Origin of the sequence: Pseudomonas sp. B20, assembly GCF_020515755.1 — a bacterium.
Lineage (GTDB): Bacteria > Pseudomonadota > Gammaproteobacteria > Pseudomonadales > Pseudomonadaceae > Aquipseudomonas > Aquipseudomonas syringae.
The window spans coordinates 438573-463653 of the sequence record NZ_JAHPJG010000001.1 but is presented as its reverse complement, the minus strand read 5'-3'; the positions used below and the strand labels follow the sequence as shown (position 1 = coordinate 463653).

Here is a 25081-nt window from a genome sequence, read left to right as displayed (position 1 = left end):
CCTACGAGCACGCTCAGGCGCTACTCTTGAGCGTCTGTCAGAACGATTGGGTTGCTCATGCTGCAAGTGCGAAACGTATTCAAGCGCTACACCACGGCACAGGGACCGCTGGATGTCTTGCGTGGTGTCGATCTGCATCTGGCACAGGGCGAAAGCCTGGCGTTGATGGGTGAATCCGGCAGTGGCAAGAGCACCTTGCTGCATCTGGTGGCGGGCCTGGATCAGGTCGACGATGGCAGCATCGAGGTTGCAGGCCAGCGTCTGGACCTGATGAACGAAAGCCAGCTGGCCAATTGGCGGCGTACCGAGATCGGTCTGGTGTTTCAGCAGTTCAACCTGATCGGCAGCCTGAAAATAGCCGACAACCTGGCGTTTCAGGCACGGCTGGCCGGGCGCGTTGATGCAGCCTGGCAGGCGCATTTGATCGAGCGCCTGGGCCTGGCCGCGCTGCTGGACCGTTACCCCGAACAACTCTCCGGCGGACAGCAGCAACGTGTAGCGATAGGCCGCGCCCTCGCCTCCCGACCCGGCCTGCTGCTGGCTGACGAACCCACCGGCAATCTCGACGAAGCCACCAGCGACGAGGTGCTGCAACTGCTGCTGGATATCCTCGCCGACAGCCCTACCAGTCTGCTGATGGTCACCCACAGCCCGCGCGTCGCGCAGCGGCTGTCGCGCAAGGTGGTGCTGCATCTGGGGCGTCTGGCTGACGAAGGCGAACGCTGATGCGGGTTTTCTATTGGGCGCTGCGCGCCCTGCTGAGCCATTGGCGCCGTCATCCGGTGCAGTTTTTCAGTGTGCTGACCGGCTTGTGGCTGGCCACCGCGCTGCTCACCGGCGTGCAGGCGCTCAATAGCCAGGCGCGGGAAAGCTACCAGCGTGCCAGCCAGCTGATTGGCGGCGAGCCGCAGACCCGTATCACTGCCAGCAGCGGCGGGCTGTTCCCGCAGGCATTGTTCATCGAGTTGCGCCGCGAAGGCTGGCCCGTATCGCCCATGCTGCAAGGTCGTATCGTGCTTCAAGGGCGTGAAGACCGTCGCCTGCAACTGATGGGTATCGAGCCGGTGACCTTGCCGCCCGGCTCGGCACTGGCCGGGCAGACGTTGAATACCGAACAGGTCGTGGACTTTCTCACACCGCCGGGCATGACCTGGATTGCGCCGCAGACCCTGCAAGCGCTGGGGCTTGAGGAAGGCCAGCAGCCGCTGACCGAAACCGGCGTCGCGCTGCCCCCCTTGCACGCCAAACCCGACATGGCGCCCGGTGTTTTGCTGACGGACATAGGCTTTGCGCAACCGCTGCTGGGCCAGCCAGGGCAGTTGTCCGCACTCTTGCTGGCCAAGGATTTTGCCCGGCAGAACCCCGTGCTACCGGCAGCCCTGAATGACCTGCTGGTGATCAAGAAAAGCGGCGAAGAAAACAATCTGGAGCGCCTCACCGAAAGCTTCCATCTGAACCTCAACGCACTCGGGGTACTGTCCTTCATCGTCGGCCTGTTCATTGTCCACGCCGCCATTGGCCTGGCCCTTGAACAGCGCCGTGGCCTGCTGCGCAACCTGCGTGCCTGTGGCGTCAGCGCACGTCTGTTGATCGCTGCGCTGGGCGTAGAACTTGGGGCACTGGCGCTGTTGGGCGGTATTTTTGGCGTGGTCAGCGGCTATCTGCTGGCCAGCCTGTTATTGCCGGATGTCGCGGCCAGCCTGCGCGGCTTGTACGGCGCGGAAGTCGCCGGCCAGTTGAACCTCAGTCTGTGGTGGTGGCTGAGCGGTATCGGCCTGAGTCTGCTTGGCGCGTTGCTGGCCGGTGCCAACAGCCTGTTGCGGGCTGCGCGCCTGCCGTTGCTGGCACTGGCCGATGCCCAGGCATGGCAGCAAGCCCATGCGCGGTGGTTGCAGCGCCAGGCGTGGGTGGCGGTGCTGGGCGCGGTGGTTGCCGTGAGCGCGCTGTTGTTCGGCACCAGTCTGATGCTGGGGTTTGTGATGATGTCCGCCCTGCTGCTCAGCGCCGCGCTGGCCCTGCCGGTTTTGCTGGACGCCATGCTTGGCGGTCTGTTGAAGCGCAGCCGCTCGGTGCTCGGGCAATGGTTTCTGGCAGACTGCCGTCAACAGTTACCCGCCCTGAGCCTGGCGCTGATGGCCCTGTTGCTGGCGATGGCCGCGAACATCGGCGCAGGCAGCATGACGTCTGGTTTTCGCCAGACATTCAACAGTTGGCTGGAGCAACGTCTGACCGCTGAACTGTATGTCAGCCCGCAGAACCCCGAGCAGGCCGGGCCGCTTAACACCTGGCTGAACCAGCAACAGGATGTCAGCGCCGTGCTGCCCAACTGGCAGGTGCCGGTGCAAGTCCAGGGCTGGCCTGCGGACCTGTTTGGTGTGATCGATCACAGCACCTATCGCCAGCACTGGGCGTTGCTGGAGTCCGTCGCTGGTGATCCGTGGAATGTTTTGCGCGATGAAGACACGGTCATGCTCAGCGAACAATTGGCACGCCGCCTGCAACTGGGGCTGGAAGATACGCTGAACATCCCGGTGCCCACTGGCAAATGGACCCCGCGCATCGTCGGGATCTATGCCGACTATGGCAATCCCAAGGGTCATCTGCTGGTCAATGCCCGGCACCTGCTCGCCCACTGGCCGCAATCGGTGCCGGTGCGTTTCAACCTGAGGGTGGATCAGGCGGCAATCCCGTCGCTGGTCACCCGGCTGCAAGCGCGTTTCAAGCTGGACGATAGTCACATCATCGATCAGAGCCAGCTCAAGGGTTGGTCGAGCCAGGTCTTTGAACGTACGTTTGCCGCGACTGCCGCCCTCAACAGCCTGACACTGGGCGTTGCTGGCGTGGCGCTGTTCATCAGCCTGCTGACTCAAAGCCAGAGCCGCCTCGGGCAGCTCGCCCCGTTATGGGCGCTGGGCGTCACGCGACGGCAACTGATGCTGCTCAACCTGGGGCAGACCTGGCTGCTGGCGGTCCTGACACTGGTGCTCGCGCTGCCACTCGGGCTGCTGCTGGCCTGGTGCCTGGATGCGGTGATCAACGTTCGCGCCTTTGGCTGGCGCCTGCCGCTGCAGGTGTTCCCGCTGCAACTGCTGCAATTGATGGCGCTGGCGATGCTGGCGACCTTGCTGGCCTCGGCCTGGCCGCTGCTGAAGCTGTACCGCAGCCGTCCAGCGGATCTACTCAGGACATTCGCCAATGAACAGTAAATGGCTGATGCCGCTGCTTGTCGTCGGGCTGCTCGCTGCCTGCGACGACAAACCACAACCTGAAAGCGGATTCGCCGGACTGGGCAATACCGCCGACAGTTACGCGCAGGTGACGCCGGGCAAGGTCTTTTCATTCCCGCAGGACCACGGCCAGCACCCCGGCTTTCGTATCGAGTGGTGGTACATCACCGCCACCCTCAAGGATGACGCAAGCCAGCAGTTCGGCGTGCAGTGGACGTTGTTTCGCAATGCCCTGCGCCCCGGCCAACACACCGGCAGCGGCTGGAATGACGGCACGATCTGGCTCGGCCATGCGGCGGCGACTTCAAGCAGCGGTCATTATGTGGCGGAGCGTTATGCGCGCGGCGGCATCGGTCAGGCCGACGTGACGCTGGCCCCCTTCTCGGCGTGGATCGATGACTGGGCCTTTACCAGCAATGTCCGCAGTGGTGATCCACTGACTGCCATGCAACTGAAGGCCAGCGGCAAAGACTTTAGCTACGACCTGAACCTGACATCCAGTAAACCGCTGGTGCTGCAGGGCGAACAGGGCTACAGCCAGAAATCGGAGGCGGGCCAGGCGTCGTACTACTACAGCCAGCCCTTCTTCGACGCCAAAGGCAGCGTGGTCATTGAGGGCAAAACACATCAGGTCACCGGTAAAGCGTGGCTGGACCGGGAATGGAGCAGCCAGCCACTGACCGCCAACCAGAGCGGCTGGGACTGGTTCTCCCTGCAACTGGCAGACGGCGATCGCCTGATGCTCTATCGCATCCGCCACAAGAACGGTGCCCCCTACCTGACCGGTAACTGGATCAGCGCCGACGGCACCACCCGGATGCTGCACGCCAACGAGATCAGCCTTGAGCCATTGAAAGAAACCTCGATCGGCGAGCATAAAGTGCCCACCCGCTGGAGAGTCAGGGTCCCCGACCGAAACCTGGACATCACCACCAACGCGCTGAACCCGGCCGCCTGGATGGGCGTGAGTATTCCCTACTGGGAGGGGCCGGTGAAGTTCAGCGGGAGCCAGGAAGGCGTGGGGTATCTGGAGATGACCGGGTATTGAGCGCTGCGATTGGCAGTCATGCTCGACCCAGTTTTTCCAGCGCCGCGTCGGCCAGAAAGGTCGAGCGGCTCTTGATGCTGTGATCCCGCACATAGCGATCGATCTGCCTGATCACGAAACCAGGCAGTGTAACGTTGACCTTCTCCGTCTTGCCGAGATAAGGCGTTACATCAATCTCGATCATGCCCCAGCCCATCCCTGCGAAATCGGGATTCCTGGCGTGCTCGGCAACGTTTCCGGCCTTGGGTATGGTTCCACCGCTGGCTGCTATCTCCTGCAGCATGATATGAGCAATCTCAACCGCCGCAGCGTGGGCTTCCTCGAACGTATCGCCAGCTGTTACGGCACCGGGAATATCGGGAATCTGGATACCAAACGCAGTGGTGTCGTTTCCCCATTCTATGCACATTGGGTATTTCATTTTCTTTCTCCAACAGGGTGCCAGGGCAAAACTGGACTAAACCAGCCCGGCAAGCTTTTTGATGGCCCGCACCGTTCCGAATGGCAAATCTTTCTTGGGATGCGGCATGGGGACTGTTTGAAGCTTTTCAGGATGCTTGAACATAGGGTGACTGCCAGAAACACGATCCAGAACCCATCCATCTGCTTCAAGCTCCTTTATCAATTGCCTGCTCTGCACCCCCACCTCCGTGTCATTCGACGCCAAAAATATAACTCTGGGCGCATGTTAAAAAAATACAAAAAAGGTACCCAGAGTTATCTTTTTTATTCCTTCACAACTTATTTCGTGAAGGCGAGCTCGTGTTTGCTTTGCTCGAAAAACCCGCAAGCCAATGCAGCCCAACCAGCTGAAAACAAACGCTTATAACTTTTTGATCTAAAACTACCATGCCCTCACTGGGTCAGTTTCTGGGTGACTGCACTTTCTCAGTCACCTCCCCAACGGAAACCCGGTAAGGACTTATGTGCGGATTAGCAGGTGAATTACGTTTCGACCATCAACCAGCGGACCTAGCCGCTGTTGAACGCATTACCCATGAGCTGGCGCCTCGCGGCCCGGATGCGTGGGGGTTTCACAGCCAGGGGCCGGTTGCCCTTGGTCATCGTCGCCTGAAGATCATGGACCTGTCGGATGGCTCGGCGCAGCCGATGATCGACAGCAATCTGGGCCTGTCCCTGGCCTTCAACGGCGCGATCTACAACTTCCCTGAATTGCGTGCCGAGTTGGAAAGCCTTGGCTATCAGTTCCATTCCGGCGGTGACACCGAAGTGTTGCTCAAGGGCTATCACGCCTGGGGCGCAGACATGCTGCCCAAGCTCAATGGCATGTTCGCCTTTGCCATCTGGGAACGTGACAGCAAGCAGCTGTTCATCGCCCGTGACCGCCTCGGCGTCAAGCCGTTGTACCTGTCGAAAACCGACAAGCGCCTGCGCTTCGCGTCCTCGCTGCCTGCCCTGCTCAAGGGTGGTGACATCAGCGGGATGCTTGATCCGGTGGCGCTCAACCATTACCTCAACTTCCATGCTGTGGTGCCTGCGCCGCGCACCTTGCTGGCCGGCGTCGAAAAACTTCCGCCAGCCAGCTGGATGCGTATCGACGCCAGCGGCAAGGTTGAACAGAAAGTCTGGTGGACCCTGCCCTACGGCCCACACGAAGACGAGAAAAACCTCACCCTCGAAGACTGGCGCGACCGCGTACTGGACAGCACGCGTGAAGCGGTAGCGATCCGTCAGCGTGCTGCAGTGGACGTCGGTGTGCTGCTGTCCGGCGGCGTCGACTCGAGCATGCTGGTGGGCTTGTTGCGTGAAGTGGGTGTCGAGGACCTGTCGACCTTCTCTATCGGCTTCCAGGACGCCGGTGGCGAGCGTGGCGACGAATTCCAGTATTCCGATCTGATCGCCAAGCACTACGGCACGCGCCATCACCAGTTGCGTATTCAGGAACGCGAGATCATCGAGCAGTTGCCTGCAGCGTTCCGCGCCATGAGCGAACCGATGGTCAGCCACGACTGCATCGCCTTCTACCTGCTGTCACGTGAAGTGTCGAAACACTGCAAGGTGGTACAGAGCGGCCAGGGCGCCGATGAGCTGTTCGCCGGTTACCACTGGTACCCGCAAGTCGACGGCGCGAGCGACCCGGTGGCGGCTTACCGCGATGCATTCGTGGACCGCAGCTACGCCGAATACGCCGAGACCGTGCAGCCGAAGTGGCGCACTGCCAATGACGCCGCCGGTGATTTCGTTCGTGATCACTTTGCCCAGCCAGGCGCCAGCGCTGCCGTCGACAAGGCCTTGCGTCTGGACAGCACCGTGATGCTGGTCGATGACCCGGTCAAGCGTGTCGACAACATGACCATGGCCTGGGGCCTGGAAGCGCGCACGCCGTTCCTTGACTATCGTCTGGTCGAACTGTCGGCTCGCATCCCGGGTAAATTCAAGCTGCCGGACGGTGGCAAACAGGTGCTGAAAGAAGCCGCGCGTATGGTCATTCCTTCGGAAGTGATCGACCGCAAGAAAGGCTACTTCCCGGTGCCTGGCCTCAAACACTTGCAGGGCGACACGCTTAACTGGGTGCGCGAGTTGCTGACCGACTCCAGTCAGGACCGCGGCCTGTTCAATCCTGCCATGGTCGACAAGCTGCTGACCAATCCCGAGGGCCAGCTCACGCCATTGCGCGGCTCCAAGCTGTGGCAATTGGCAGCGCTGAACCTTTGGCTCAGCGAACAGGGACTGTGATCGATGAAACAGAACGCGACGACTTATAGCCAGCGCCTGTTGCGCGGCCAGTCGCCCTCGTACGAACGTCTGCAGGCACGACTCGCTGAAGACGGTAGCCAGATAGATGCAGACCCTCTGGCGCTGCACTGTGGCTGGGGACGTTTGCTGATCGGTCACACCTACCCTGATCCGGCCGCGCTGGCTCAGGACCTGCTCAACGAAAAACCCGGCGAGCGCGACATCGCCCTGTATGTTGCAGCGCCGCAACAGGTGTTGGCGCAATCGCCGCAGCAGTTGTTTCTCGACCCGTCGGACACGCTGCGTCTGTGGTTCAGCGATTACCGCCCGGCGCAGCGTGTGTTTCGCGGTTACCGCATCCGCCGCGCGCACAATGAGAACGACTGGCAGGCCATCAACAACCTGTATCTGGCGCGCGGCATGTTGCCCATCGATCCAGAGCTGCTGACCCCGCGCCACGAAGGTGGCCCGGTGTATTGGGTCGCCGAGGACGAAGGCAGCAAAACGATCATCGGCAGCGTCATGGGCCTCAATCATCAGAAGGCCTTCAATGACCCGGAAAAAGGCAGCAGCCTCTGGTGCCTGGCCGTCGACCCGCAATGCACGCGGCCGGGTGTCGGCGAAGTGCTGGTTCGGCATCTGATCGAGCACTTCATGAGTCGCGGCCTGAGCTACCTTGATCTGTCGGTGCTGCATGACAACGATCAGGCCAAGGCGCTGTACGCCAAATTGAACTTCCGCAACCTGCCGACCTTCGCCATCAAGCGCAAGAACGGTATTAACGAGTCATTGTTTCTCGGCCCTGGCCCGCAGGCGGACTTCAATCCGTATGCGCGGATCATTGTCGAGGAAGCCCATCGGCGCGGCATTGATGTGCAGGTGGATGATGCGGATGCCGGGCTGTTCACCCTCAGCTACGGCGGTCGTCGCATCCGCTGCCGCGAGTCGTTGAGCGATCTGACCAGCGCGGTGAGCATGACCCTGTGTCAGGACAAGAGCCTGACCCATCGTGCCCTGAAGGCCGCCGGCCTGCGCCTGCCCGCACAGCAAAGGGCGGGCAACGCAGACGACAATCTGGCGTTTCTCGAAGCGCACGGGCAAATCGTGGTCAAGCCGCTGGACGGTGAACAAGGCCAGGGCGTCGCGGTTGACCTGCGCACCATCGACGACGTACAGAGCGCCATCGAGCAGGCCCGCCAGTTCGACACTCGCGTGATTCTGGAAAGCTTTCATGAAGGCCTGGACTTGCGCATCGTGGTGATCGGCTTTCAGGTCGTGGCTGCGGCGATACGCCGTCCGGCTGAAATCATCGGTGACGGCCGCCACACCATCAAACAGTTGATCGAAGCCCAAAGCCGACGCCGCGCCGCAGCAACGGATGGCGAAAGCCGTATTCCGATGGATCAGGAAACCGAGCGCACAGTGCGCGAGGCCGGTTTTGACTACGCCGATATTCTGCCGATGGATCAGCGCCTGGCCGTGCGCCGTGCTGCCAACCTGCACACCGGCGGCTGCCTGGAAGATGTCACGGCCATTCTGCACCCGGTGCTCAGCGACGCCGCAGTGCGTGCCGCGCGGGCGCTGGACATCCCGGTCGTCGGCCTGGACCTGATGGTGCCGGCCGCCGATCAGCCTGAATACGTGTTCATCGAAGCCAATGAACGCGTAGGGCTTGCCAATCACGAACCACAACCCACCGCCGAACGTTTCGTCGATCTGTTGTTTCCGCACAGCCTGCCTGTGCATATCTGATCGCAGCTGCGGGCACGGCTGCAAACGGCGCATCAGCCTTTGCAGCCCGTGGCTTGCAACTGTTCCATAAGGAGCATCCATGACCCCTGCAAATATCCCCGATCCGGATCTGAAATACCTGCAGAAAGTTCTGTTGGAAATGCTCGCGATCCCAAGCCCTACCGGCTTCACCGACACCATTGTGCGTTACGTGGCCGAGCGTCTCGAAGAGCTCGGTATCCCGTTCGAACTGACCCGCCGCGGCACTATCCGCGCCACGCTGAAGGGCAAGCAGAACAGCCCTGACCGGGCCGTATCGGCGCATCTGGACACCATCGGTGCCAGTGTTCGGGAAGTCAAAGACAATGGCCGCCTGGCGCTGGCTGCGGTCGGCTGCTGGTCGAGCCGCTTTGCCGAAGGCAGCCGGGTCAGCGTGTTCACCGACACCGGCGTGATCCGTGGCAGCGTTCTGCCACTGATGGCTTCCGGTCACGCGTTCAACACCGCCGTGGACGAAATGCCGATCAGTTGGGACCACGTCGAGCTGCGCCTGGATGCCTATTGCACCACCCGCGCCGACTGCGAATCACTGGGCATCGGCATCGGTGACTTCGTGGCTTTCGACCCGCTACCGGAGTTCACCGAGAGCGGACACATCAGCGCCCGTCACCTGGATGACAAGGCCGGCGTGGCAGCACTGCTCGCTGCCCTGAAATCCATTGTCGACAGCGGTGCCGAGCCGTTGATCGACTGCCACCCGCTGTTCACCATTACCGAAGAAACCGGTACGGGCGCAGCCGGTGTGCTGCCTTGGGACGTGAGCGAGTTCGTCGGCATCGACATTGCACCGGTTGCGCCGGGTCAACACTCCAGCGAGCACGCTGTCAGCGTGGCGATGCAGGACTCGGGCGGTCCTTACGACTACCACCTGTCCCGCCATCTGCTGCGGCTGGGTGTGGACAACGAGCTGCCGGTGCGTCGTGACCTGTTCCGCTATTACTACAGTGATGCGCACTCGGCGGTGACCTCGGGGCATGACATCCGCACCGCCCTGCTGGCCTTCGGCTGTGACGCGACGCATGGCTACGAGCGCACGCATATCGACAGTCTGGCAGCGCTGAGCAAGTTGCTGGGTGCCTACATGCTCAGCCCACCGGTATTCGCCAGCGATGCCAAGCCTGCGCAGAGCTCGCTGGAGCGCTTCAGCCATCAGATCGAGCACGATGCGCAGATGGAATCCGATACCCGTGTGCCACCGGTCGACAGCCTGATCGGGCAGAATCGCGAAGAGAGTTGAGGCCCTGTGAATTGCGGTGCGTGGCACCGCAGTTCTATCATCGCCGCTCATCGACACGAGAACCGCCATGCTGATCCCCTACGACCAACTGGAACCTGACACCCTCACTCGCCTGATCGAGGATTTCGTCACCCGTGAGGGCACCGATAATGGCGACGAAACACCGCTGCAAACCCGGGTATTGCGCGTGCGTCATGCGTTGACCAAGGGCCAGGCGGTGATCTTTTTCGACCTTGAGAGCCAGCAGTGTCAGCTGATGCTCAAGCACGACGTGCCGAAGGAGTTTTTCGAGTAGCCCTTACAGGGCCTGAGTCAGGTCATTCACCTGCAACATAGCCTGCCGACAACGCCGCTCACCGAAGCGGCGTTGTTGCCTGTTGCGCAAGCGTTCTGGCGATTCGCTTGTAAACTTCGGCGCGATGGACCTTGACGTCTTTCGGGGCATTGATCCCGAGCCTGACCTGATTGCCGTTGATCCCCAGGATCTGCACGGTGATGTCATCACCGATGGAAAACGTTTCGCCAATTTCCCGCGTCAGTACCAGCATTTTTCCCACCCTTGCGTTGCGCAAAAGAGGCAGGGTGCATGGCGAGACACGGCGCTTCAATGCGCTGATGGCAAATCAGTAACGTCCTGCAACAGCATCGGAAAAGACTGAAGGAAACGTCTTACTTTCCGGCGAAATCCGTGGGAAATGTCGTTCGCGACTGTGGTTAATCAAGCGGCGGACCAACGCGGCCCGAGCAGAATGATGGTCGCACCGATGACGCAGAAAGCCAGACCCAGCCAGTCCGTGCCCAGGGGCCTGACCCGCTCGACCAGCCCCAGCCAGGCAATCGACGCGACAATGTAGATCCCGCCATACGCCGCATAGGCTCGGCCCGCATAAGCCGCCTCCACACGTGTCAGCAACAGAGCAAACACCGTCAGGCTGACAAGCGCAGGAATCACCCATAGCGCGCTCTTGCCCTGGCGTAACCACAGCCAGAAGGCATAGCAACCGAATATCTCGAACAGAGCGGCAAGGAAGAACCACAGGTAATTGAGCATGAAAGGTTCTCGGGACAGGGCTGCAAGATGCGCGCAACCCTATCAGAAAACAGTGCAGTCATGACCTTGATAACCTTGAACACGCAACGCCGTGCCACACAAGAGGACGCAGAGCGTCCGGAACGGCATGCGACGCAGAGCGTCGCACGATAATGAGTTGTCTGCGCAGACCGACGCAGAGAGTTGCGATTATCGTTCCTCACGCTCCAGCGTGGGAATGCAGTTCTCGACGCCCTGCGTCGCAAAGAGGACGCAGAGCGTCCGGGTTGGTCAGGCATGCCCCTTCTGCGCCTTGGCGCGCATCTTGGCGCACATGACGGTCATTTCGTCATACATCGCCTGTGGCTGCTTGCGTTTCATTTCCCAGGCCATGCGGCCTTCTTCGTGAGGCAGGATCATGAATTCGCCTTCGCCCACCTGCCTGAAGATGTAGTCGGCGATATCCCGCGCGGTGATCGGCGACTTCTCCAGCAACCTGCCGATCTGCGCTTTCATGGCGGGCGTGGGGCCGCGGAAGGAATCCAGCAGGTTGGTCTGAAAGAACGACGGGCAGACCACATGAACACCAACCCCCTGGTCATGCAACTCGACCAGCAGGCTCTCGGAAAGCGCGACGACCCCGGCCTTGGCGACGTTGTAATTGCTCATCGCCGGGGCTTGCATCAGCGCTGCCATCGAGGCGATGTTGATGATCCGGCCCTTGCTGGCCAAAAGCATCGGCAGGAACGCCTTGCAGCCCTTGACCACCCCCATCAGGTTGATCGCGATCTGCCAGTCCCAGTCCTCCAGCGACAACTCGTTGAAGAAGCCCCCGGAAGCCACCCCCGCATTGTTGACGATCACGTCGATGCCGCCAAAGCGCTGTTCACACGCCTGGGCGAACGCGGTGAGCTGGCTGTAATCGCGAACGTCGCAACGCTGCACGAAGCCGTCACCACCCGCCTCGCGTACCAGCGCAAGGGTCTCCTGCAAGCCGGCATCATTGATGTCCGAGAGTGCCAGCCGCCACCCTTCGCGTGCCCAGCGCAGTGCAATTTCACGACCCAGACCTGAGCCGGCGCCAGTAATCATGATGCGGTTTTGCATAGCGAGTGCCTTGTGATGTGCAGGAGTTGCCTGAGTGTAATCACACTAGAAGCACCACAAACCCACCATCAAGACGCTGAATGCCTGGAGCAAACCGCAGCCTTATGAACGCTTGGCTCGGGCCACATAACGGAGCAGCAACAGGCCATACACCGACACATTGAGCAGCACGACGATGCCGCCCAGCCAAAGCTGTATGCCCGGCGTAAGCCCGGCCGGATAAATCAGCGGGATCAGATAATGCTCAACGAAGCCCCCGGTATAGCCCTGCCCTCCAGCGTTGCTGCGCAGGGTGTTTTCCAGCGATGTCAGCGGGCAATACAGGTGCAGAAACTCGACCGCAGTCCCCCAGGCCGCCGCTGGAACGTGCAGCAGCGCCACCCAGGGCCTTCTCAATACCAGCAGTCCGCCGAACAGGACGAACACAATGAACAGTAGATGAAACACGACCACGGCATCCGCCGCCACTCGATAAACCATCATTGTGTCCTCTTGCGGGCCATGCCTCAGGTAGAAAGTTCGCGTCGCACAGAGACTTTTCAGGGTCTTTAGTTCAATTGTTTTTAAGACCGATTCAACTGCATCAGGTCAAAAAAGACCGAGTTATTGTCAGAAAAAAATACGACAAGCCCCTGATTTTAAATGATTTTCAAATAGGTAATAAATTATTTAAAATAGATCGAACCTTTCTCCAACGCCCAGAGTCGGATGAGTCAAGCAGGCTACTTCATACCGTCTGGCATGACGTTTCAACTGCATCTGTTAATTAACACTAATGTAAAGAGGGAACTCACCATGGGCATCGGCACTATTCTTATCATCGTTCTGATTCTGCTGCTAGTTGGCGGTTTGCCAGTATTCCCGCACTCGCGCAGCTGGGGCTACGGTCCGTCGGGCATCATCGGTACGATCCTGGTGATCCTGCTGATTCTGGTGTTGCTCGGCAAGATATGACCTGCTGCTCCACGCAGCAGCGCATGTAGCCAATAAGAAACCCCGCTTTTTCAAGCGGGGTTTTTTTATTGCCCATGAAAAAGCAGCCCGAAGGCTGCTTCTCGTTCACAACAACCTGGCCTTAGTGCGAAACCGCACCGCTGGCACCCAGCCCCGTCTGCGACCGGACGAATTGCGGGAAGAACAGAGCGCGCTCGCCCTCCGCCGCTTTCGACTTGTCGGTGATGGAGAAGAACCAGATACCTACGAAGGCGATGGCGATGGAAAACAGCGCCGGGTATTCGTAAGGGAAAATGGCTTTCTCGTGATGCAGGATCTGCACCCAGATGGTCGGACCCAGCACCATCAGCACCACTGCGCTGATCAGGCCCATCCAGCCGCCGATCATGGCGCCACGGGTGGTCAGGTTTTTCCAGTACATGGAGAGCAGCAGGATCGGGAAGTTGCAGCTTGCCGCGACCGAGAACGCCAGGCCCACCATGAACGCGATGTTCTGGCTTTCGAAGGCAATACCCAGAAAGATCGCCACGACCGCCAGGGCAATGGTGGTGATTTTCGAGATACGGATCTCGTCCTTCTCGTTGGCTTTGCCTGCCTTGATGACGCTGGCATACAAGTCGTGAGAAACCGCCGAAGCACCCGCCAGGGTCAGACCGGCAACCACTGCCAGAATGGTGGCGAAGGCGACTGCCGAGATGAAGCCCAGGAACAGACTGCCACCGACCGCATCGGCCAGGTGAACCGCAGCCATGTTGTTACCGCCCAGCAAGGCGCCTGCTGCATCCTTGAACGCCGGATTGGTGCTGACCAGCAGGATCGCGCCGAAACCGATGATGAAGGTCAGGATGTAGAAGTAGCCGATAAAGCCGGTTGCGTAGAGCACCGACTTGCGCGCTTCCTTGGCATCGCTCACGGTGAAGAAGCGCATCAGGATGTGTGGCAGGCCCGCAGTACCGAACATCAGGGCCAGACCCAGCGAGAACGCCGAGATCGGGTCTTTCACCAGCCCGCCAGGGCTCATGATCGCTTCACCTTTGGGGTGAACCTTGATCGCTTCGGAGAACAGCATGTTGAAGTCGAAGTTGACGTGCTTCATGACCATCAGTGCCATGAACGACGCACCGGACAGCAACATCACTGCCTTGATGATCTGCACCCAGGTTGTAGCAAGCATGCCGCCGAACAGCACATAGAGGCACATCAGGATACCGACCAGCACCACCGCAACGGCGTAGTCCAGACCGAACAGCAGCTGGATCAGCTTGCCGGCACCGACCATCTGCGCAATCAGGTAAAACGCCACCACCACCAGCGAGCCGCAGGCAGACAGGGTGCGAATTTCCTTTTGCTTGAGGCGGTACGAGGCCACGTCGGCAAAGGTGTATTTACCCAGGTTGCGCAGGCGTTCGGCGATCAGGAACAGGATGATCGGCCAGCCCACCAGGAAGCCGATCGAGTAGATCAGGCCATCGTAGCCGGAGGTGTAGACCAGTGCGGAAATCCCCAGAAAGGACGCTGCCGACATGTAGTCACCGGCAATCGCCAGACCGTTCTGGAAACCGGTGATCTTGCCACCTGCCGAGTAGTAGTCCGACGCAGTCTTGTTCTTTTTCGATGCCCAGTAGGTGATGTACAGCGTAAAGGCGACGAAGACCACGAACATGACGATCGCGGCGACGTTCAGGGGTTGTTTCTGCACTGCACCCGTCAACGCGTCTGCCGCCCAGAGGGTCGGCGCGAAGGCGGCCAGGCCAAGTGCTGCTGATAGGCGCCGGATCATTGCTGAGCCTCCTTGAGGATCGCGTTGTTCAGGTCATCGAATTCACCGTTGGCACGGCGAACATAGATGGCCGTCAATATGAACGCGGAAAGAATCAGCCCAACGCCTATCGGCATTCCCCAGGTAATGGTTGAAGTAGGACTTAGTTTGGCCCCCAGAATATGGGGTCCGTAAGCGATCAAAAGAATAAAGGCCGCATACAGGCCAAGCATGATCGCCGAGAGAATCCAGGCGAAACGCTCTCTTTTGGAGACCAGCTCCTTGAAACGGGGGCTGTTTTGAATCGAGAGGTAAATGCTGTCGTTCATTGTTTTTGTCCTCGCAGCACAGATGAGATGTCACGTAACGCACTTTAGTCGGGTCCGGCGCGCACTCCAGACGACCTTAGTATTAGAACGACATTAGCTGTAGATACCTCTTCTCGCACGGCCTGGACCCGCCGGCAGTCGGTCACACGGAAAATACTCCCGGGCAGAAAAACAAAAGGCCGTCTGGCGATAACACCAGACGGCCTTGAGAAGGGCTATTCAGACACTTTGCGACTATTTGGCAGTCCATGCGGCGACGCGGTCCGGGTGCTTGGCGACCCAGTCCTTCGCTGCCGCTTCAGGTTTGGCACCGTCCTGAATCGCCAGCATCACCTCACCGATTTCATCCTTGGATGCCCACTGGAATTTTTTCAGGAAGGCCACGACTTCAGGAGCTTTCTTCTCCAGCCCCAGGCTGCCAACGTTGTCGACGGTTTCAGCCTCGCCGTAGACACCTTTCGGGTCGTCCAGGAAACGCAGTTTCCATTTGGCGAACATCCAGTGCGGCACCCAGCCGGTAACGACAATGGATTTCTTCGCTTTCTCCGCGCGGGTCAGCTCGGCAATCATGCCTGCGCCGGAGCTCGCCTGCAGTTTATAGCCGTCCAGACCGTAGTCCTTGATGGCCTGATCGGTCTTGAGCATCACGCCCGAGCCCGCATCGATCCCGGTGATCTTCTTGTTGAAGGAAGCATCGGTCTTCAGGTCTTCGATGGTTTTGGCCTTGACGTATTCAGGCACGATCAAGCCAATCTTGGCGTCCTTGAAGTTGGGGCCGTAGTTGACGACCTGATCCTTGTACTTGGCGTAGTACTCGCCATGTGTACCCGGAAGCCACGCAGACAGCATGAGGTCGAGCTTGTCGGTTGCCACCGCCTGCCACATGATCCCCGCGGCGACAGACTGCAACTTGACGTCATAACCAAGCTTTTGCTTGATCACTTCGGAGGCCACGAAGGTGGTCGCGACACTGTCGGACCAGCCTTCCACATAGCCAATGGTCAGGGTCTTGGTTTCGGCGATCGCCAGCGTGGAGCTGACCGCAAGTACCAGAGCGGCACCCGCCCCCAGTATTTTTCGCATCATCATTGTCGCTTCCCCGGAAGTTTGCACCGACGGTTGTCGGGGCATGGTTAACGTTGTTCTCCAGACCGCCCTCGCGCCCGACCTTGGGGCACGCGGCGCCTTGCACGTTTTTATCGCTGCCACGCGCAATCAAACGCACCGCAACGCCACCCTGATCATCGACCTGCACGACAGGCAGGCATGCTCTGTCTGCGACACTGGGGCAATGGGAAACGACAACAACGAGCCATCAACGACAACGCACAGCGAAAAACGCCTGAAGCTGGCCATTAGCGGCAGGGGCACACCTTTATGCCCATAGGAGAACGCCCTTCCCCATACCATCGTCGTATAGACGACACAGACTTGCGGCGCACCACTCTGGCTCGTGCTACGAAGGAAACACGATGTGTTACCGCAGCTTTACGATCACCACCGCGAACGGGTAACACGGAAACATTTTTTCCGGCTCTATGACCACGCGCCAACCATCAGAATTCACAAGCCACTGATTTAAAAGAGTTTTCAAAAACTGGCACGGGTCCTGCTATATCTCTGGTACAACAAAAACAACAAATGATGCAGCAAACCAATAAAAACAATACGTAACGGCTCTGACACAACAAGAACAAAACGGACAGAGGCGCAGCTAACAGATTTTTTTGGAGTGGATCAGCTTTACAGGGACCTTTCAGTGAAAGGCCTCGCGACCGGACAGAGAACAATAAAACTACCGTCAGGTAGCTCCAGAACCGGTGGGATCACCCCGTTGTGCAGGCAGGTGATTAAAGTGAATCAGCGCTCAAAAAAATACGTTTGCTCTTGACCCCGGCTGGGGGTCGCACAACAACGCTGTAAAGGGACTGGTCGCCAACAACAATAACAGGCCGCCCTATAACAATAAAAAGAGCACGTGAACCACATTGGAGGAGAGCTACGGCTCTCCTTTGTGCTTTCCGCAAGTCGGAAAATTCGTCTCCAGGCCATGGCCTGCCCATCATCACCAGCCGTGCAAACGTCGCTTTGGGGCAGCAGATACACGAGTCATACAAAAATAAACCGCATATCTGCATTGCAAAATCCAAAGAACGTGTATTGTTCCGTCATATTTACAGGGTTAACCGGTGGATGGGGCACTTTGGCACTACACCTTGGTCATAGCCTGCGTATCTCATCAGCACTTCTTTCCCAAGGGATTTAGTCATGCTCCGTTTTCTGCGCCTCGCCACCGTTATAGGTGGCTTGTGTTTAAGTGCGTCCGCTCTGGCAACCAACGTCGACTCTGCCACCTATGGCTACCCGCTGACTAATCCGTTTGAAGCGACCATTGCGACCACACCGCCCGATCTGCGCCCCGATCTGCCTGACGATGAAGATATCGATCAGGATGTTTACACCCTGAACCTGCACCCCGAGCGCGAGTTCACCCTGCCCGACAACTTCTGGGCGGTGAAAAAGTTGCACTATCGCCTGGCCAAACAGGACCACGCTGCTCCGCTGATCTTCCTGATCGCCGGCACCGGCGCGCCGTATAACAGCACCATCAATGAATTCCTGAAAAAGCTCTATTACGGCGCGGGCTACCACGTCGTGCAGCTGTCTTCGCCCACCAGCTATGACTTCATGAGCTCGGCCTCGCGCTTTGCGACTCCTGGCGTCTCCACCGACGATGCAGAAGACATTTATCGCGTCATGCAGGCCATTCGGGCTCAGCAGGCGCAATTGCCGGTAACCGACTATTACCTGACCGGTTACAGCCTCGGCGCACTGAATGCTGCATTCGTCAGCAAGCTGGACGAAACCCGTCGCAGCTTCAACTTCAAGAAAGTCCTGCTGCTCAACCCGCCGGTCAATCTCTACACCTCGATCAGCAACCTCGACAAACTTGTACAGACCAACGTCAAGGGCATCAACAACACCACCACGTTCTACGAACTGGTGTTGGCCAAGCTGACCCGCTACTTCCGCCAAAAGGGTTACATCGACCTCAACGATGCACTGCTGTTCGACTTCCAGCAGTCCAAGCAGCACCTGACCAACGAACAGATGGCGATGCTGATCGGTACCTCGTTCCGCTTCTCGTCGGCTGACATCGCGTTCACCTCCGACCTGATCAACCGTCGCGGTCTGATCACGCCACCGAAATTCCCGATCACCGAAGGCACCAGCCTGACGCCGTTCCTCAAGCGTGCTCTGCAGTGCGACTTCGATTGCTACCTGACCGAACAGGTCATCCCGATGTGGCGCGCACGCACCGACGGCGGTAGCCTGCTGCAACTGGTCGACCAGGTCAGCCTCTACGCGCTCAAGGACTACCTGCACAGCAACACCAAGATTGCCGTCATGCACAACGCCGACGACGTGATCCTGGGCTCGGGTGACCTCGGCTTCCTGCGCAAGACCTTTGGCGATCGCCTGACCGTTTACCCGTACGGCGGGCATTGCGGCAACCTTAATTACCGCGTCAACACCGACGCCATGCTGGAGTTTTTCCGTGGCTAAACGTCTTTTACTTCTTGCCGCTCTGCTCTGTGCCGGCACAGTCCAGGCCGCTGACGCGGATACCAGCAACAAGGCTCAGCACCCGGCCACTGTGGCCCGTCAGACCGATGCTGATGGTTTCACTCAGCCGCTGAAATCGCTGCAATTCAACCCGGGGCTGGATCAGCGTGAGTTCGAGCGCGCCTCCATCAACGCGCTGGAAGTCTATGATCCGCTGGAATCCTGGAACCGCCGGGTTTACCACTTCAACTACCGTTTCGATGAATGGGTATTTCTGCCGGTCGTGGACGGCTATCGCTACATCACCCCCGGCTTCGTGCGCAGCGGCGTGAGCAACTTTTTCAGCAACCTGGGCGATGTCTCCAACCTGCTGAACAGCCTGCTGCAGTTCAAGGGCGAGCGCTCGCTGGACACCACTGGCCGTCTGCTGCTCAACACCACCATCGGCATCGCCGGTCTGTGGGACCCGGCGACCATGATGGGCCTGCCGCGCCAGAGCGAAGACTTCGGCCAGACCCTGGGCTTCTACGGCGTCCCTGCAGGGCCTTATCTGGTGTTGCCATTGTTCGGTCCATCGAACGTGCGTGACACCGGCGGCATGCTGTTCGACTACACGGCTGAAAACCAGATCAACTTCCTCAACGTGGCTGAAGTCAGCAGCGACCATCCGGAAATCACCGTGTTGCGCGCCGTTGACCGCCGTTACGTCACCAGCTTCCGTTACGGCCAGCTCAACTCGCCGTTCGAGTATGAAAAAGTGCGCTACGTCTACACCGAGTCGCGCAAGCTGCAGATCGCCGAATAAGCGTAACGCGGCAAAACGACGGCCAGCCGGAGTGATCGGGCTGGTCGTTTTTTTTGGCACTTTTACCTGCCTGGCCAATCACATGGCTCAAGGCAAACGCCTCCGTCATCAACAGACAAAAAGGAATTTCCATGCGCTCTTTCGGTTTCAAGGCAATGGCTGTGTGTGTCGCACTGGCAGCATGTCAGAGCATGGTCAGCGTTCAGGCTGCCACCAAGCCGCAGGCCGCTGCGCCCGCTGCTGCGGTGCAAAAGGCTTCGCTGCTGGGCGGCAAACTGGCCTTCACCATCCCTGCGGGCTACGTGCAGGGCGAGATGCCCGAGATTGATGCAAAAGCCAAGGCTCAGGGTGTGACGGGGTCGCTCTACACCAATGCGGCCGAAAAGCGCGTGCTGATCGTTACCGAAACACCTATGCCAATGGGCGTGCAGGCCAACGATAACGACGGCGCAGTACTTGATGGGCTGGTCACCGGCATCCTTGCCCAGCAGAGTACCGGCTACAAGGACTTCAAAAAGCTGGGCGACAAGAAGATCGTCAAGAAGAACGGTCTTGGTGTGCGTCAACTGGACACCTCGGCGACCATGAGTGACGCTCAGGTGCTGAGCACATCGATCGTCGCTGCATCGGGTAGCCGCGCAGCCGTGCTGAACGTGGTCTCCAATGCGAAGAATCCGAAAGAGCATGCTGCGCTGGTGAAGACTGTCATAGGCCAGTGATCTGCGGACCGGTCCGCCGGTCCGATGTGGCTCAATCCACCCGCAACACGCCGGATAACCGCTCGACCAGGGCCTGAACCCTGGCAGATCGCCCAAGAAACCCTTATTAGTGAATTCCAGTCCACAACAAAGGGAAAACTTGGCAAAGATAGAAGTTCTTTTCTGCAATAAGCTGGCGGACTTATTTTTAATGGGTCTGCACAATGCCTTCTCTGGAAACCACTGCCTCCGGCGCTCGCGGCGAAAGCTCGACCGGCGCCGGCTTGTCCATCGCGATTCTGGCCCTCGCCGGCTTCGTGATCGTCACCACTGAATTTCTCATCATTGGTCTGTTGCCTTCAATGGCCCGTGATCTGGGAATTTCCATTTCTACTGCCGGCTTGCTGGTGACGCTGTTCGCCTTCACGGTGATGCTCTTTGGCCCACCGCTGACGGCCATGCTCTCGCACCTGGACCGCAAGCGTACGTTCATCGTCATTCTGCTGATCTTCGCCGCCTCCAACGCGCTGGCGGCGGTGTCGAGCAATATCTGGGTGCTGGCGCTGGCGAGGTTCATTCCGGCACTGGCCTTGCCGGTGTTCTGGGGCACCGCCAGTGAAACGGCAAGCCTGCTGGCCGGACCGAAACGCGCTGGCAAGGCTGTTGCGCAGGTGTACCTCGGCATCTCGGCTGCCATGCTGTTCGGTATTCCGCTGGGTACGGTATTTGCCGATGCCGTGGGCTGGCGCGGCGCATTCTGGGCGCTGACGCTGCTGTCAGCGTTGATGGCCCTGTTGCTGGCACTGTCGATGCCGCGTATCGAACCTACTGCAAAGGTCGGCCTCGCCGAGCAGGCAAAAATTCTCCGGGATCCGTTTTTCCTCGCCAACCTGCTGCTGTCCATCCTGCTGTTCACGGCCATGTTCGGTGCCTATACCTACCTGGCTGACACACTGGAACGCATCGCGGGCATCGAATCGGCTCAAGTGGGTTGGTGGTTGATGGGCTTCGGCGCGGTCGGCCTGATCGGTAATGCCCTGGGTGGACGTTATGTGGACCGCAGCCCGCTCGGCTCGACCATGGCCTTTGCGCTGCTGCTCGCACTGGGCATGACCGCAAGCGTACCCGCCGCAGGCTCCATGCCGCTGCTGGCCGTGGTGCTGGTGATTTGGGGGATCGCACATACGGCGCTGTTTCCGATCTGCCAGATCAGGGTGATGAAAGCAGCGCCTCAGGCCCAGGCACTGGCAGGGACCTTGAATGTCTCGGCCGCCAATGCCGGCATCGGCCTGGGATCGATCATCGGAGGCCTTACCATCGAGCACCTGGGCCTGGGTGCCGTAGGGTATGTCGCCGCTGTTGTTGCGCTGCTGTCCATTGCCGTTGCATGGATGACCAGCACTCAGAAAAACAAGGCACCGTTATAACCGCCTGACCGTCGCGTTACTGAACTCGCCGGGCAGTGTGTATGCCAACAACCAGACACCCTGCCCCGGTTATTAGCGGTGTATTAAATTGTATATTTCGTCATATTTTTGAACAGGTTTTAGCACTGTTTCTGTCATTTAATTGACTTTTAAACAGTAACCTTTCCTCAATATGTAGCTATTTGACACCCCTCGGCAAAATACTCTTCCCTTGCCACTAGTGAACGCTCAAACTCCAGCCTTTCGGTCAAGCGGTGTCGATTTCTGACCGATTCGAAAGTAATGTCCGGTAAGAATCTATGAGCACCTATCACCGCAGAGGGATGGCATTCGCCAAGCGGATCTACGCCCCGAGATGCTTCGGTGTCAGCGTTGGCTTTGTGACGGTCGCTGTTTCTTTGTATTACGTGAATGCAGCACACTGGGCGTGGTTGTTGGCACTGCTCTATAGCCTGGTGTGGCCGCATGTTGCTTACCAGCTCGCAAGAACGTCGCGCGAGCCTTACCAGGCTGAATGGCGCAATCTGCTTTTCGATTCGATGATGGGCGGTTTCTGGGTTGGCGCGATGGGTTTCAGCGCAGTTCCCGGGGTTACGGTGCTCGCCATGATGGCCATGCATAACATGGCCGCCGCCGGGCCACGTCTGATGCTGCAAGGCCTGTGCATGCAGGCACTGGGCGTGCTGATTTCGCTGGCCGCGCTCGACCCTGTCGTCAATCTGCATGGCAACATGGCGCAGATCTACGCCTGCCTTCCGGTACTGGTGACCTACCCTATTTTCATTGGCTGGCTGAGCCATCAGGTCACACTCAAGTTATGGGAACACCGCAACATCCTGCGCAAGGTCAGCCGCACCGACAGCCTCACCGGCCTGCTCAATCATGGCGCGTGGAAGGACCTGCTTGACCTTAAGTACGCCAGTAACCAGGGCGCGTATCAGGAGTGCGTCATCGCGCTGATCGATATCGATCACTTCAAGGTCATCAACGACACTTACGGCCACCTGATGGGCGACACGGTGCTGCAAAGCATCAGCGAAGCACTGATAGAAAACCTGCGCGATTCCGATCTGATCGGGCGTTGTGGCGGCGATGAATTCTGCGTCATTCTGCCCGACACCAGTTTGCTTCAAGCAAAGGAAATCCTTGAGCGCCTGCGCATGGCGATAGACGAAATGACCTATACCCTGCATTGCGATCTCAAGGTCAGCCTCAGTATCGGCATTGCCGCCTACTCCCCTGAAATGCCGGATGCGTCGTCGTGGCTGCATGAAGCAGACAAGGCGCTGTATCTGGCCAAAAGCACCGGCCGCAACCGCGTCGCCAGCCCTCAGGATGCGCCGCCAGAACTCCAGTCGCTTGGCGCACAGGCCTGATCCGTCAACGCTTGTCCTTGAACAGCATGTCGAACAGGGATGAGAGACTCTTGACCCCCATCGCTTTCAGAAACGTCTCGCGCATATCGTTACGCAGGCTTTCCAGTGTTATTTCCTTGGGTTTGGTGGATTTTTTTACGGCGACCGTTTCTTGAGAGTCTCCTTCGCCCGGCGTGTATTTTTCCTTGGACAGCGTCCTTATGTAGTCACTCTTCTGGCTTTTATAAGTAGTGAAGTCTGCACCCAGTTGCTCGTCCCTTTCCCCCGCCGTTGAAAACCTGTTGATGACTTTTTCCATGAACTCAAAATTATTGTGACCTATGGACCCGTAGTCCTTGTCAGTGATGAAGCGAACGAACCCCTGATCCAGCCGCGTTGTTTTTAACCCATCACTTTCGGTAATACGTTTGGCGGTGGCCGCGTGCGGCTCGGTAAAACTGTAGAACACCTTGTGGCCTTCCATGTCATATGTTTTGCCCTGGTTATGACGAAGCATTATCCCTCCATCATCACTCTCCCTGTAAGAAGCCAACTGAAACGCCAGGTCATCGACATAGCTCAAATCAGCTCCCTGATCACTCGCCCAACCGTAAACGTCACCCAACAGACTCCGATCATCCCGGGTTAAAAAAAATGCCTGGGGCATGGACATTCCACATTCGGCTTTTCCTAGCATGGGCGCAGAACGAGCAGAGTCCGCGAACCCAAACACCCTGTGTTTCAGGAGGGCCTGGCCGCTGATGGTCACCGCAGAGTCTGGAGAGGTTGATCGGAGGGTGGGATTGGCAATTGAGCGCATGTTTTTTGCCGCTCTTTTATCGTCAAGTTGTTGCGCGGCTATCAGTGCATCTGCTCCGGAACTTATGACTCGCATGACGTTGGCTCCTGCCCCGAAAGATCCCTGGCGGTTATCGCCAGGGATTGACAATCAATACGTTAAATGAAAGGTGACTGTTTCTGGCCCGGCAGGTTTGCTTTGCCAAGGTCCATTGACAGCTTGGTGTTTTATCAAAACATCCGATGCATAGCTGAACCCCAAGCTATTAAATTGATCAGTATCACCTGGCATACCTGGGTCAATCTGAATACAGCTCGACTCGTGTACGCCTTAAAAACGCTATTCCTTATCATTCACCGCGCACTGAGCTTGAAATCTTTTATTAGACAAAACCTAAATCGCTTGTAAAACCACATCCACCGACCGATATCAACACCCACTAAATGATAGTGACTTCTCAGACTTGCTTGATACGCCTTGCCGCCACCTACCCGACACACTCTCGGTCAATGGAAAATTCAAATGCGGACAGATTATCCAACAGCCACTCAGGCGTATGCCTCTCAAGCAATGTGCCGATGGGCTGCTGCTTTATCAGTGCGCCGTAGAGGGCTTCTTCATGATCGAGGTGTGCTTGCTGAACAGTGCGATAGTTCAATGGATAGATGCTCTTCTCGATGGGCAACAGCCGGTCGAAGTGTTCGAGCAGACCATGAAAGACGATTCGCCGTTCGACGGTATTGCGCGTGGTGGCTATGAGTTTGACGAAGTACTCACTGTCCTGAGCCCGCAGCGCTTCGCTGGCGGCATAACGCTCGACCAGCGTGTGCGGCGATGGATCATCGAATACGATGCAGCACAGGTCTTCGCGCACCAGGCCTTTGAACGGGTTCTCGGCTTCTGACCGACGGCCGTGCAGGCCGAGTGCAAATTGTACGGCGCGCTCGGCCAGCCATTGACGCTTGCGGCCCTCAAGCCGGGCAATGTCTTCGAGCAAGGGTGACTGACGCCCATGCGAACGAAGCTGCCTACAGAGTTTGGCAAACAGGCCGACAGGTCCGGACAGCTTTGCCTGTTGCTCGGCCAGTTGCGCTACGGAAAGCGCGGACTGCCGGGTTGCCAGATGCTGGAAGTCCGTTGTCGTATTAAAGCCGGGCTGCAGTGGGTCCAGCCGCAACGACGTGTCGGCACCTGGCTCGCCCCGAACAAAACAAACAGTCATGAGTGGCTCCTTTTTTATTGTTTACAGTT

General features: G+C 58.5%; 24 protein-coding genes. 13 read left to right on the top strand and 11 right to left on the bottom strand.

Annotated features, from left to right (window positions below):
- The first annotated feature begins 57 nt into the window (after positions 1-57).
- From LIX91_RS02025 to LIX91_RS02015, 3 genes are read left to right on the top strand one after another with little or no spacing between them, the layout of a single operon-like run.
- The gene (locus LIX91_RS02025) at positions 58-726 is read left to right on the top strand and encodes an ABC transporter ATP-binding protein (RefSeq protein ID WP_003418247.1); all 669 of its coding nucleotides are present in this window, start codon (positions 58-60) and stop codon (positions 724-726) included.
- The gene (locus tag LIX91_RS02020) at positions 726-3206 is read left to right on the top strand and encodes an ABC transporter permease (RefSeq protein WP_226487903.1); all 2481 of its coding nucleotides are present in this window, start codon (positions 726-728) and stop codon (positions 3204-3206) included. The genes LIX91_RS02025 and LIX91_RS02020 overlap by 1 nt, the downstream gene beginning before the upstream one ends.
- Positions 3196-4275 carry a lipocalin-like domain-containing protein gene (locus tag LIX91_RS02015; protein WP_226487902.1) on the top strand — a complete coding sequence of 360 codons (1080 nt, stop codon included), beginning with the start codon at positions 3196-3198 and terminating at the stop codon, positions 4273-4275. Before LIX91_RS02020 ends, LIX91_RS02015 begins: the two co-directional genes overlap by 11 nt.
- 16 nt (positions 4276-4291) lie before the next feature.
- Here LIX91_RS02015 and LIX91_RS02010 read toward each other — a convergent pair whose 3' ends face one another.
- The gene (locus tag LIX91_RS02010; protein ID WP_025990771.1) at positions 4292-4696 is read right to left on the bottom strand and encodes a type II toxin-antitoxin system HicB family antitoxin; all 405 of its coding nucleotides are present in this window, start codon (positions 4694-4696) and stop codon (positions 4292-4294) included.
- Between the two features lie 36 nt (positions 4697-4732).
- Positions 4733-4915: a type II toxin-antitoxin system HicA family toxin gene (locus LIX91_RS02005; RefSeq protein WP_032699336.1), complete on the bottom strand. Its 183-nt coding sequence runs from the start codon at positions 4913-4915 to the stop codon at positions 4733-4735.
- 284 nt (positions 4916-5199) lie between these two features.
- Between LIX91_RS02005 and LIX91_RS02000 the strand changes: the two genes are divergently transcribed.
- From LIX91_RS02000 to LIX91_RS01985, 4 genes are all read left to right on the top strand, one after another.
- Positions 5200-6972, top strand: a complete 1773-nt coding sequence (locus LIX91_RS02000; protein ID WP_003402540.1) for an N-acetylglutaminylglutamine amidotransferase — start codon at positions 5200-5202, stop codon at positions 6970-6972.
- 3 nt (positions 6973-6975) lie between these two features.
- Positions 6976-8724 carry an N-acetylglutaminylglutamine synthetase gene (gene ngg, locus LIX91_RS01995; RefSeq protein ID WP_003412693.1) on the top strand — a complete coding sequence of 583 codons (1749 nt, stop codon included), beginning with the start codon at positions 6976-6978 and terminating at the stop codon, positions 8722-8724.
- Between the two features lie 79 nt (positions 8725-8803).
- Positions 8804-10000 carry an osmoprotectant NAGGN system M42 family peptidase gene (locus LIX91_RS01990; protein ID WP_003412697.1) on the top strand — a complete coding sequence of 399 codons (1197 nt, stop codon included), beginning with the start codon at positions 8804-8806 and terminating at the stop codon, positions 9998-10000.
- A 67-nt stretch (positions 10001-10067) separates the two neighbouring features.
- The gene (locus tag LIX91_RS01985; protein ID WP_003314533.1) at positions 10068-10295 is read left to right on the top strand and encodes a YheU family protein; all 228 of its coding nucleotides are present in this window, start codon (positions 10068-10070) and stop codon (positions 10293-10295) included.
- Positions 10296-10353: 58 nt separating this feature from the next.
- Here the strand turns inward: LIX91_RS01985 and csrA are convergent, their stop codons facing one another.
- The 4 genes from csrA to LIX91_RS01965 all read right to left on the bottom strand — a co-directional run bounded on the left by csrA (position 10354) and on the right by LIX91_RS01965 (position 12617).
- Entirely contained in the window at positions 10354-10548 is a 195-nt protein-coding gene (csrA, locus tag LIX91_RS01980; RefSeq protein WP_003402536.1) for a carbon storage regulator CsrA, read from the bottom strand.
- 170 nt (positions 10549-10718) lie between these two features.
- On the bottom strand, positions 10719-11051 hold the full coding sequence (locus LIX91_RS01975) for a YnfA family protein (RefSeq protein WP_003393231.1): 333 nt from the start codon (positions 11049-11051) through the stop codon (positions 10719-10721).
- A 270-nt stretch (positions 11052-11321) separates the two neighbouring features.
- Positions 11322-12137 (bottom strand): SDR family oxidoreductase, encoded by an 816-nt coding sequence (locus LIX91_RS01970; RefSeq protein WP_226487901.1) that lies wholly within the window; start codon positions 12135-12137, stop codon positions 11322-11324.
- A 102-nt stretch (positions 12138-12239) separates the two neighbouring features.
- Positions 12240-12617: a DUF2784 domain-containing protein gene (locus LIX91_RS01965; protein ID WP_226487944.1), complete on the bottom strand. Its 378-nt coding sequence runs from the start codon at positions 12615-12617 to the stop codon at positions 12240-12242.
- Between the two features lie 315 nt (positions 12618-12932).
- Here LIX91_RS01965 and LIX91_RS01960 point away from each other — a divergent pair, with 315 nt between their 5' ends.
- Positions 12933-13091 (top strand): DUF3309 family protein, encoded by a 159-nt coding sequence (locus LIX91_RS01960; RefSeq protein ID WP_002552554.1) that lies wholly within the window; start codon positions 12933-12935, stop codon positions 13089-13091.
- A gap of 121 nt (positions 13092-13212) precedes the next feature.
- On the opposite strand, the gene LIX91_RS01955 is transcribed toward LIX91_RS01960, so the two are convergent.
- From LIX91_RS01955 to LIX91_RS01945, 3 genes are all read right to left on the bottom strand, one after another.
- Complete coding sequence (locus LIX91_RS01955) at positions 13213-14871, bottom strand: cation acetate symporter (protein WP_003363323.1); 1659 nt, start codon at positions 14869-14871, stop codon at positions 13213-13215.
- Complete coding sequence (locus tag LIX91_RS01950) at positions 14868-15179, bottom strand: DUF485 domain-containing protein (RefSeq protein ID WP_003314526.1); 312 nt, start codon at positions 15177-15179, stop codon at positions 14868-14870. Before LIX91_RS01950 ends, LIX91_RS01955 begins: the two co-directional genes overlap by 4 nt.
- Before the next feature lie 234 nt (positions 15180-15413).
- A complete protein-coding gene (locus LIX91_RS01945) occupies positions 15414-16268 on the bottom strand; it encodes a glycine betaine ABC transporter substrate-binding protein (protein ID WP_003412711.1) in 855 nt (284 codons plus the stop codon).
- A 1179-nt stretch (positions 16269-17447) separates the two neighbouring features.
- Between LIX91_RS01945 and LIX91_RS01940 the strand changes: the two genes are divergently transcribed.
- The 5 genes from LIX91_RS01940 to LIX91_RS01920 all read left to right on the top strand — a co-directional run bounded on the left by LIX91_RS01940 (position 17448) and on the right by LIX91_RS01920 (position 23052).
- Positions 17448-18746: a hypothetical protein gene (locus tag LIX91_RS01940; protein WP_003363327.1), complete on the top strand. Its 1299-nt coding sequence runs from the start codon at positions 17448-17450 to the stop codon at positions 18744-18746.
- A complete protein-coding gene (locus LIX91_RS01935; protein ID WP_003412714.1) occupies positions 18739-19551 on the top strand; it encodes a VacJ family lipoprotein in 813 nt (270 codons plus the stop codon). Before LIX91_RS01940 ends, LIX91_RS01935 begins: the two co-directional genes overlap by 8 nt.
- A 131-nt stretch (positions 19552-19682) precedes the next feature.
- Entirely contained in the window at positions 19683-20270 is a 588-nt protein-coding gene (locus tag LIX91_RS01930; protein WP_003412718.1) for a hypothetical protein, read from the top strand.
- A 203-nt stretch (positions 20271-20473) separates the two neighbouring features.
- A complete protein-coding gene (locus tag LIX91_RS01925; protein ID WP_003412721.1) occupies positions 20474-21676 on the top strand; it encodes an MFS transporter in 1203 nt (400 codons plus the stop codon).
- 299 nt (positions 21677-21975) lie between these two features.
- Complete coding sequence (locus LIX91_RS01920; protein WP_046271090.1) at positions 21976-23052, top strand: diguanylate cyclase; 1077 nt, start codon at positions 21976-21978, stop codon at positions 23050-23052.
- A gap of 4 nt (positions 23053-23056) precedes the next feature.
- On the opposite strand, the gene LIX91_RS01915 is transcribed toward LIX91_RS01920, so the two are convergent.
- Positions 23057-23926 (bottom strand): hypothetical protein, encoded by an 870-nt coding sequence (locus LIX91_RS01915; protein ID WP_032703095.1) that lies wholly within the window; start codon positions 23924-23926, stop codon positions 23057-23059.
- Positions 23927-24317: 391 nt separating this feature from the next.
- Positions 24318-25052: a hypothetical protein gene (locus tag LIX91_RS01910; protein ID WP_226487900.1), complete on the bottom strand. Its 735-nt coding sequence runs from the start codon at positions 25050-25052 to the stop codon at positions 24318-24320.
- Positions 25053-25081: the final 29 nt, after the last annotated feature.

Excerpts from the sequence above, each read along its gene's own strand:
- LIX91_RS01985 (WP_003314533.1), top strand. The coding sequence starts at position 10,068 with ATGCTGATCCCCTACGACCAACTGGAACCTGACACCCTCACTCGCCTG.
- LIX91_RS01920 (WP_046271090.1), top strand. The coding sequence starts at position 21,976 with ATGAGCACCTATCACCGCAGAGGGATGGCATTCGCCAAGCGGATCTAC.
- LIX91_RS01975 (WP_003393231.1), bottom strand. The coding sequence starts at position 11,051 with ATGCTCAATTACCTGTGGTTCTTCCTTGCCGCTCTGTTCGAGATATTC.
- LIX91_RS01915 (WP_032703095.1), bottom strand. The coding sequence starts at position 23,926 with ATGCGAGTCATAAGTTCCGGAGCAGATGCACTGATAGCCGCGCAACAA.
- csrA (WP_003402536.1), bottom strand. The coding sequence starts at position 10,548 with ATGCTGGTACTGACGCGGGAAATTGGCGAAACGTTTTCCATCGGTGAT.
- ngg (WP_003412693.1), top strand. The coding sequence starts at position 6,976 with ATGAAACAGAACGCGACGACTTATAGCCAGCGCCTGTTGCGCGGCCAG.
- LIX91_RS01910 (WP_226487900.1), bottom strand. The coding sequence starts at position 25,052 with ATGACTGTTTGTTTTGTTCGGGGCGAGCCAGGTGCCGACACGTCGTTG.
- LIX91_RS02010 (WP_025990771.1), bottom strand. The coding sequence starts at position 4,696 with ATGAAATACCCAATGTGCATAGAATGGGGAAACGACACCACTGCGTTT.
- LIX91_RS01945 (WP_003412711.1), bottom strand. The coding sequence starts at position 16,268 with ATGATGATGCGAAAAATACTGGGGGCGGGTGCCGCTCTGGTACTTGCG.
- LIX91_RS01930 (WP_003412718.1), top strand. The coding sequence starts at position 19,683 with ATGCGCTCTTTCGGTTTCAAGGCAATGGCTGTGTGTGTCGCACTGGCA.
- LIX91_RS02000 (WP_003402540.1), top strand. The coding sequence starts at position 5,200 with ATGTGCGGATTAGCAGGTGAATTACGTTTCGACCATCAACCAGCGGAC.
- LIX91_RS01925 (WP_003412721.1), top strand. The coding sequence starts at position 20,474 with ATGCCTTCTCTGGAAACCACTGCCTCCGGCGCTCGCGGCGAAAGCTCG.
- LIX91_RS02020 (WP_226487903.1), top strand. The coding sequence starts at position 726 with ATGCGGGTTTTCTATTGGGCGCTGCGCGCCCTGCTGAGCCATTGGCGC.
- LIX91_RS01960 (WP_002552554.1), top strand. The coding sequence starts at position 12,933 with ATGGGCATCGGCACTATTCTTATCATCGTTCTGATTCTGCTGCTAGTT.
- LIX91_RS01990 (WP_003412697.1), top strand. The coding sequence starts at position 8,804 with ATGACCCCTGCAAATATCCCCGATCCGGATCTGAAATACCTGCAGAAA.
- LIX91_RS02025 (WP_003418247.1), top strand. The coding sequence starts at position 58 with ATGCTGCAAGTGCGAAACGTATTCAAGCGCTACACCACGGCACAGGGA.
- LIX91_RS01970 (WP_226487901.1), bottom strand. The coding sequence starts at position 12,137 with ATGCAAAACCGCATCATGATTACTGGCGCCGGCTCAGGTCTGGGTCGT.
- LIX91_RS01965 (WP_226487944.1), bottom strand. The coding sequence starts at position 12,617 with ATGGTTTATCGAGTGGCGGCGGATGCCGTGGTCGTGTTTCATCTACTG.
- LIX91_RS01955 (WP_003363323.1), bottom strand. The coding sequence starts at position 14,871 with ATGATCCGGCGCCTATCAGCAGCACTTGGCCTGGCCGCCTTCGCGCCG.
- LIX91_RS02015 (WP_226487902.1), top strand. The coding sequence starts at position 3,196 with ATGAACAGTAAATGGCTGATGCCGCTGCTTGTCGTCGGGCTGCTCGCT.
- LIX91_RS01950 (WP_003314526.1), bottom strand. The coding sequence starts at position 15,179 with ATGAACGACAGCATTTACCTCTCGATTCAAAACAGCCCCCGTTTCAAG.
- LIX91_RS01940 (WP_003363327.1), top strand. The coding sequence starts at position 17,448 with ATGCTCCGTTTTCTGCGCCTCGCCACCGTTATAGGTGGCTTGTGTTTA.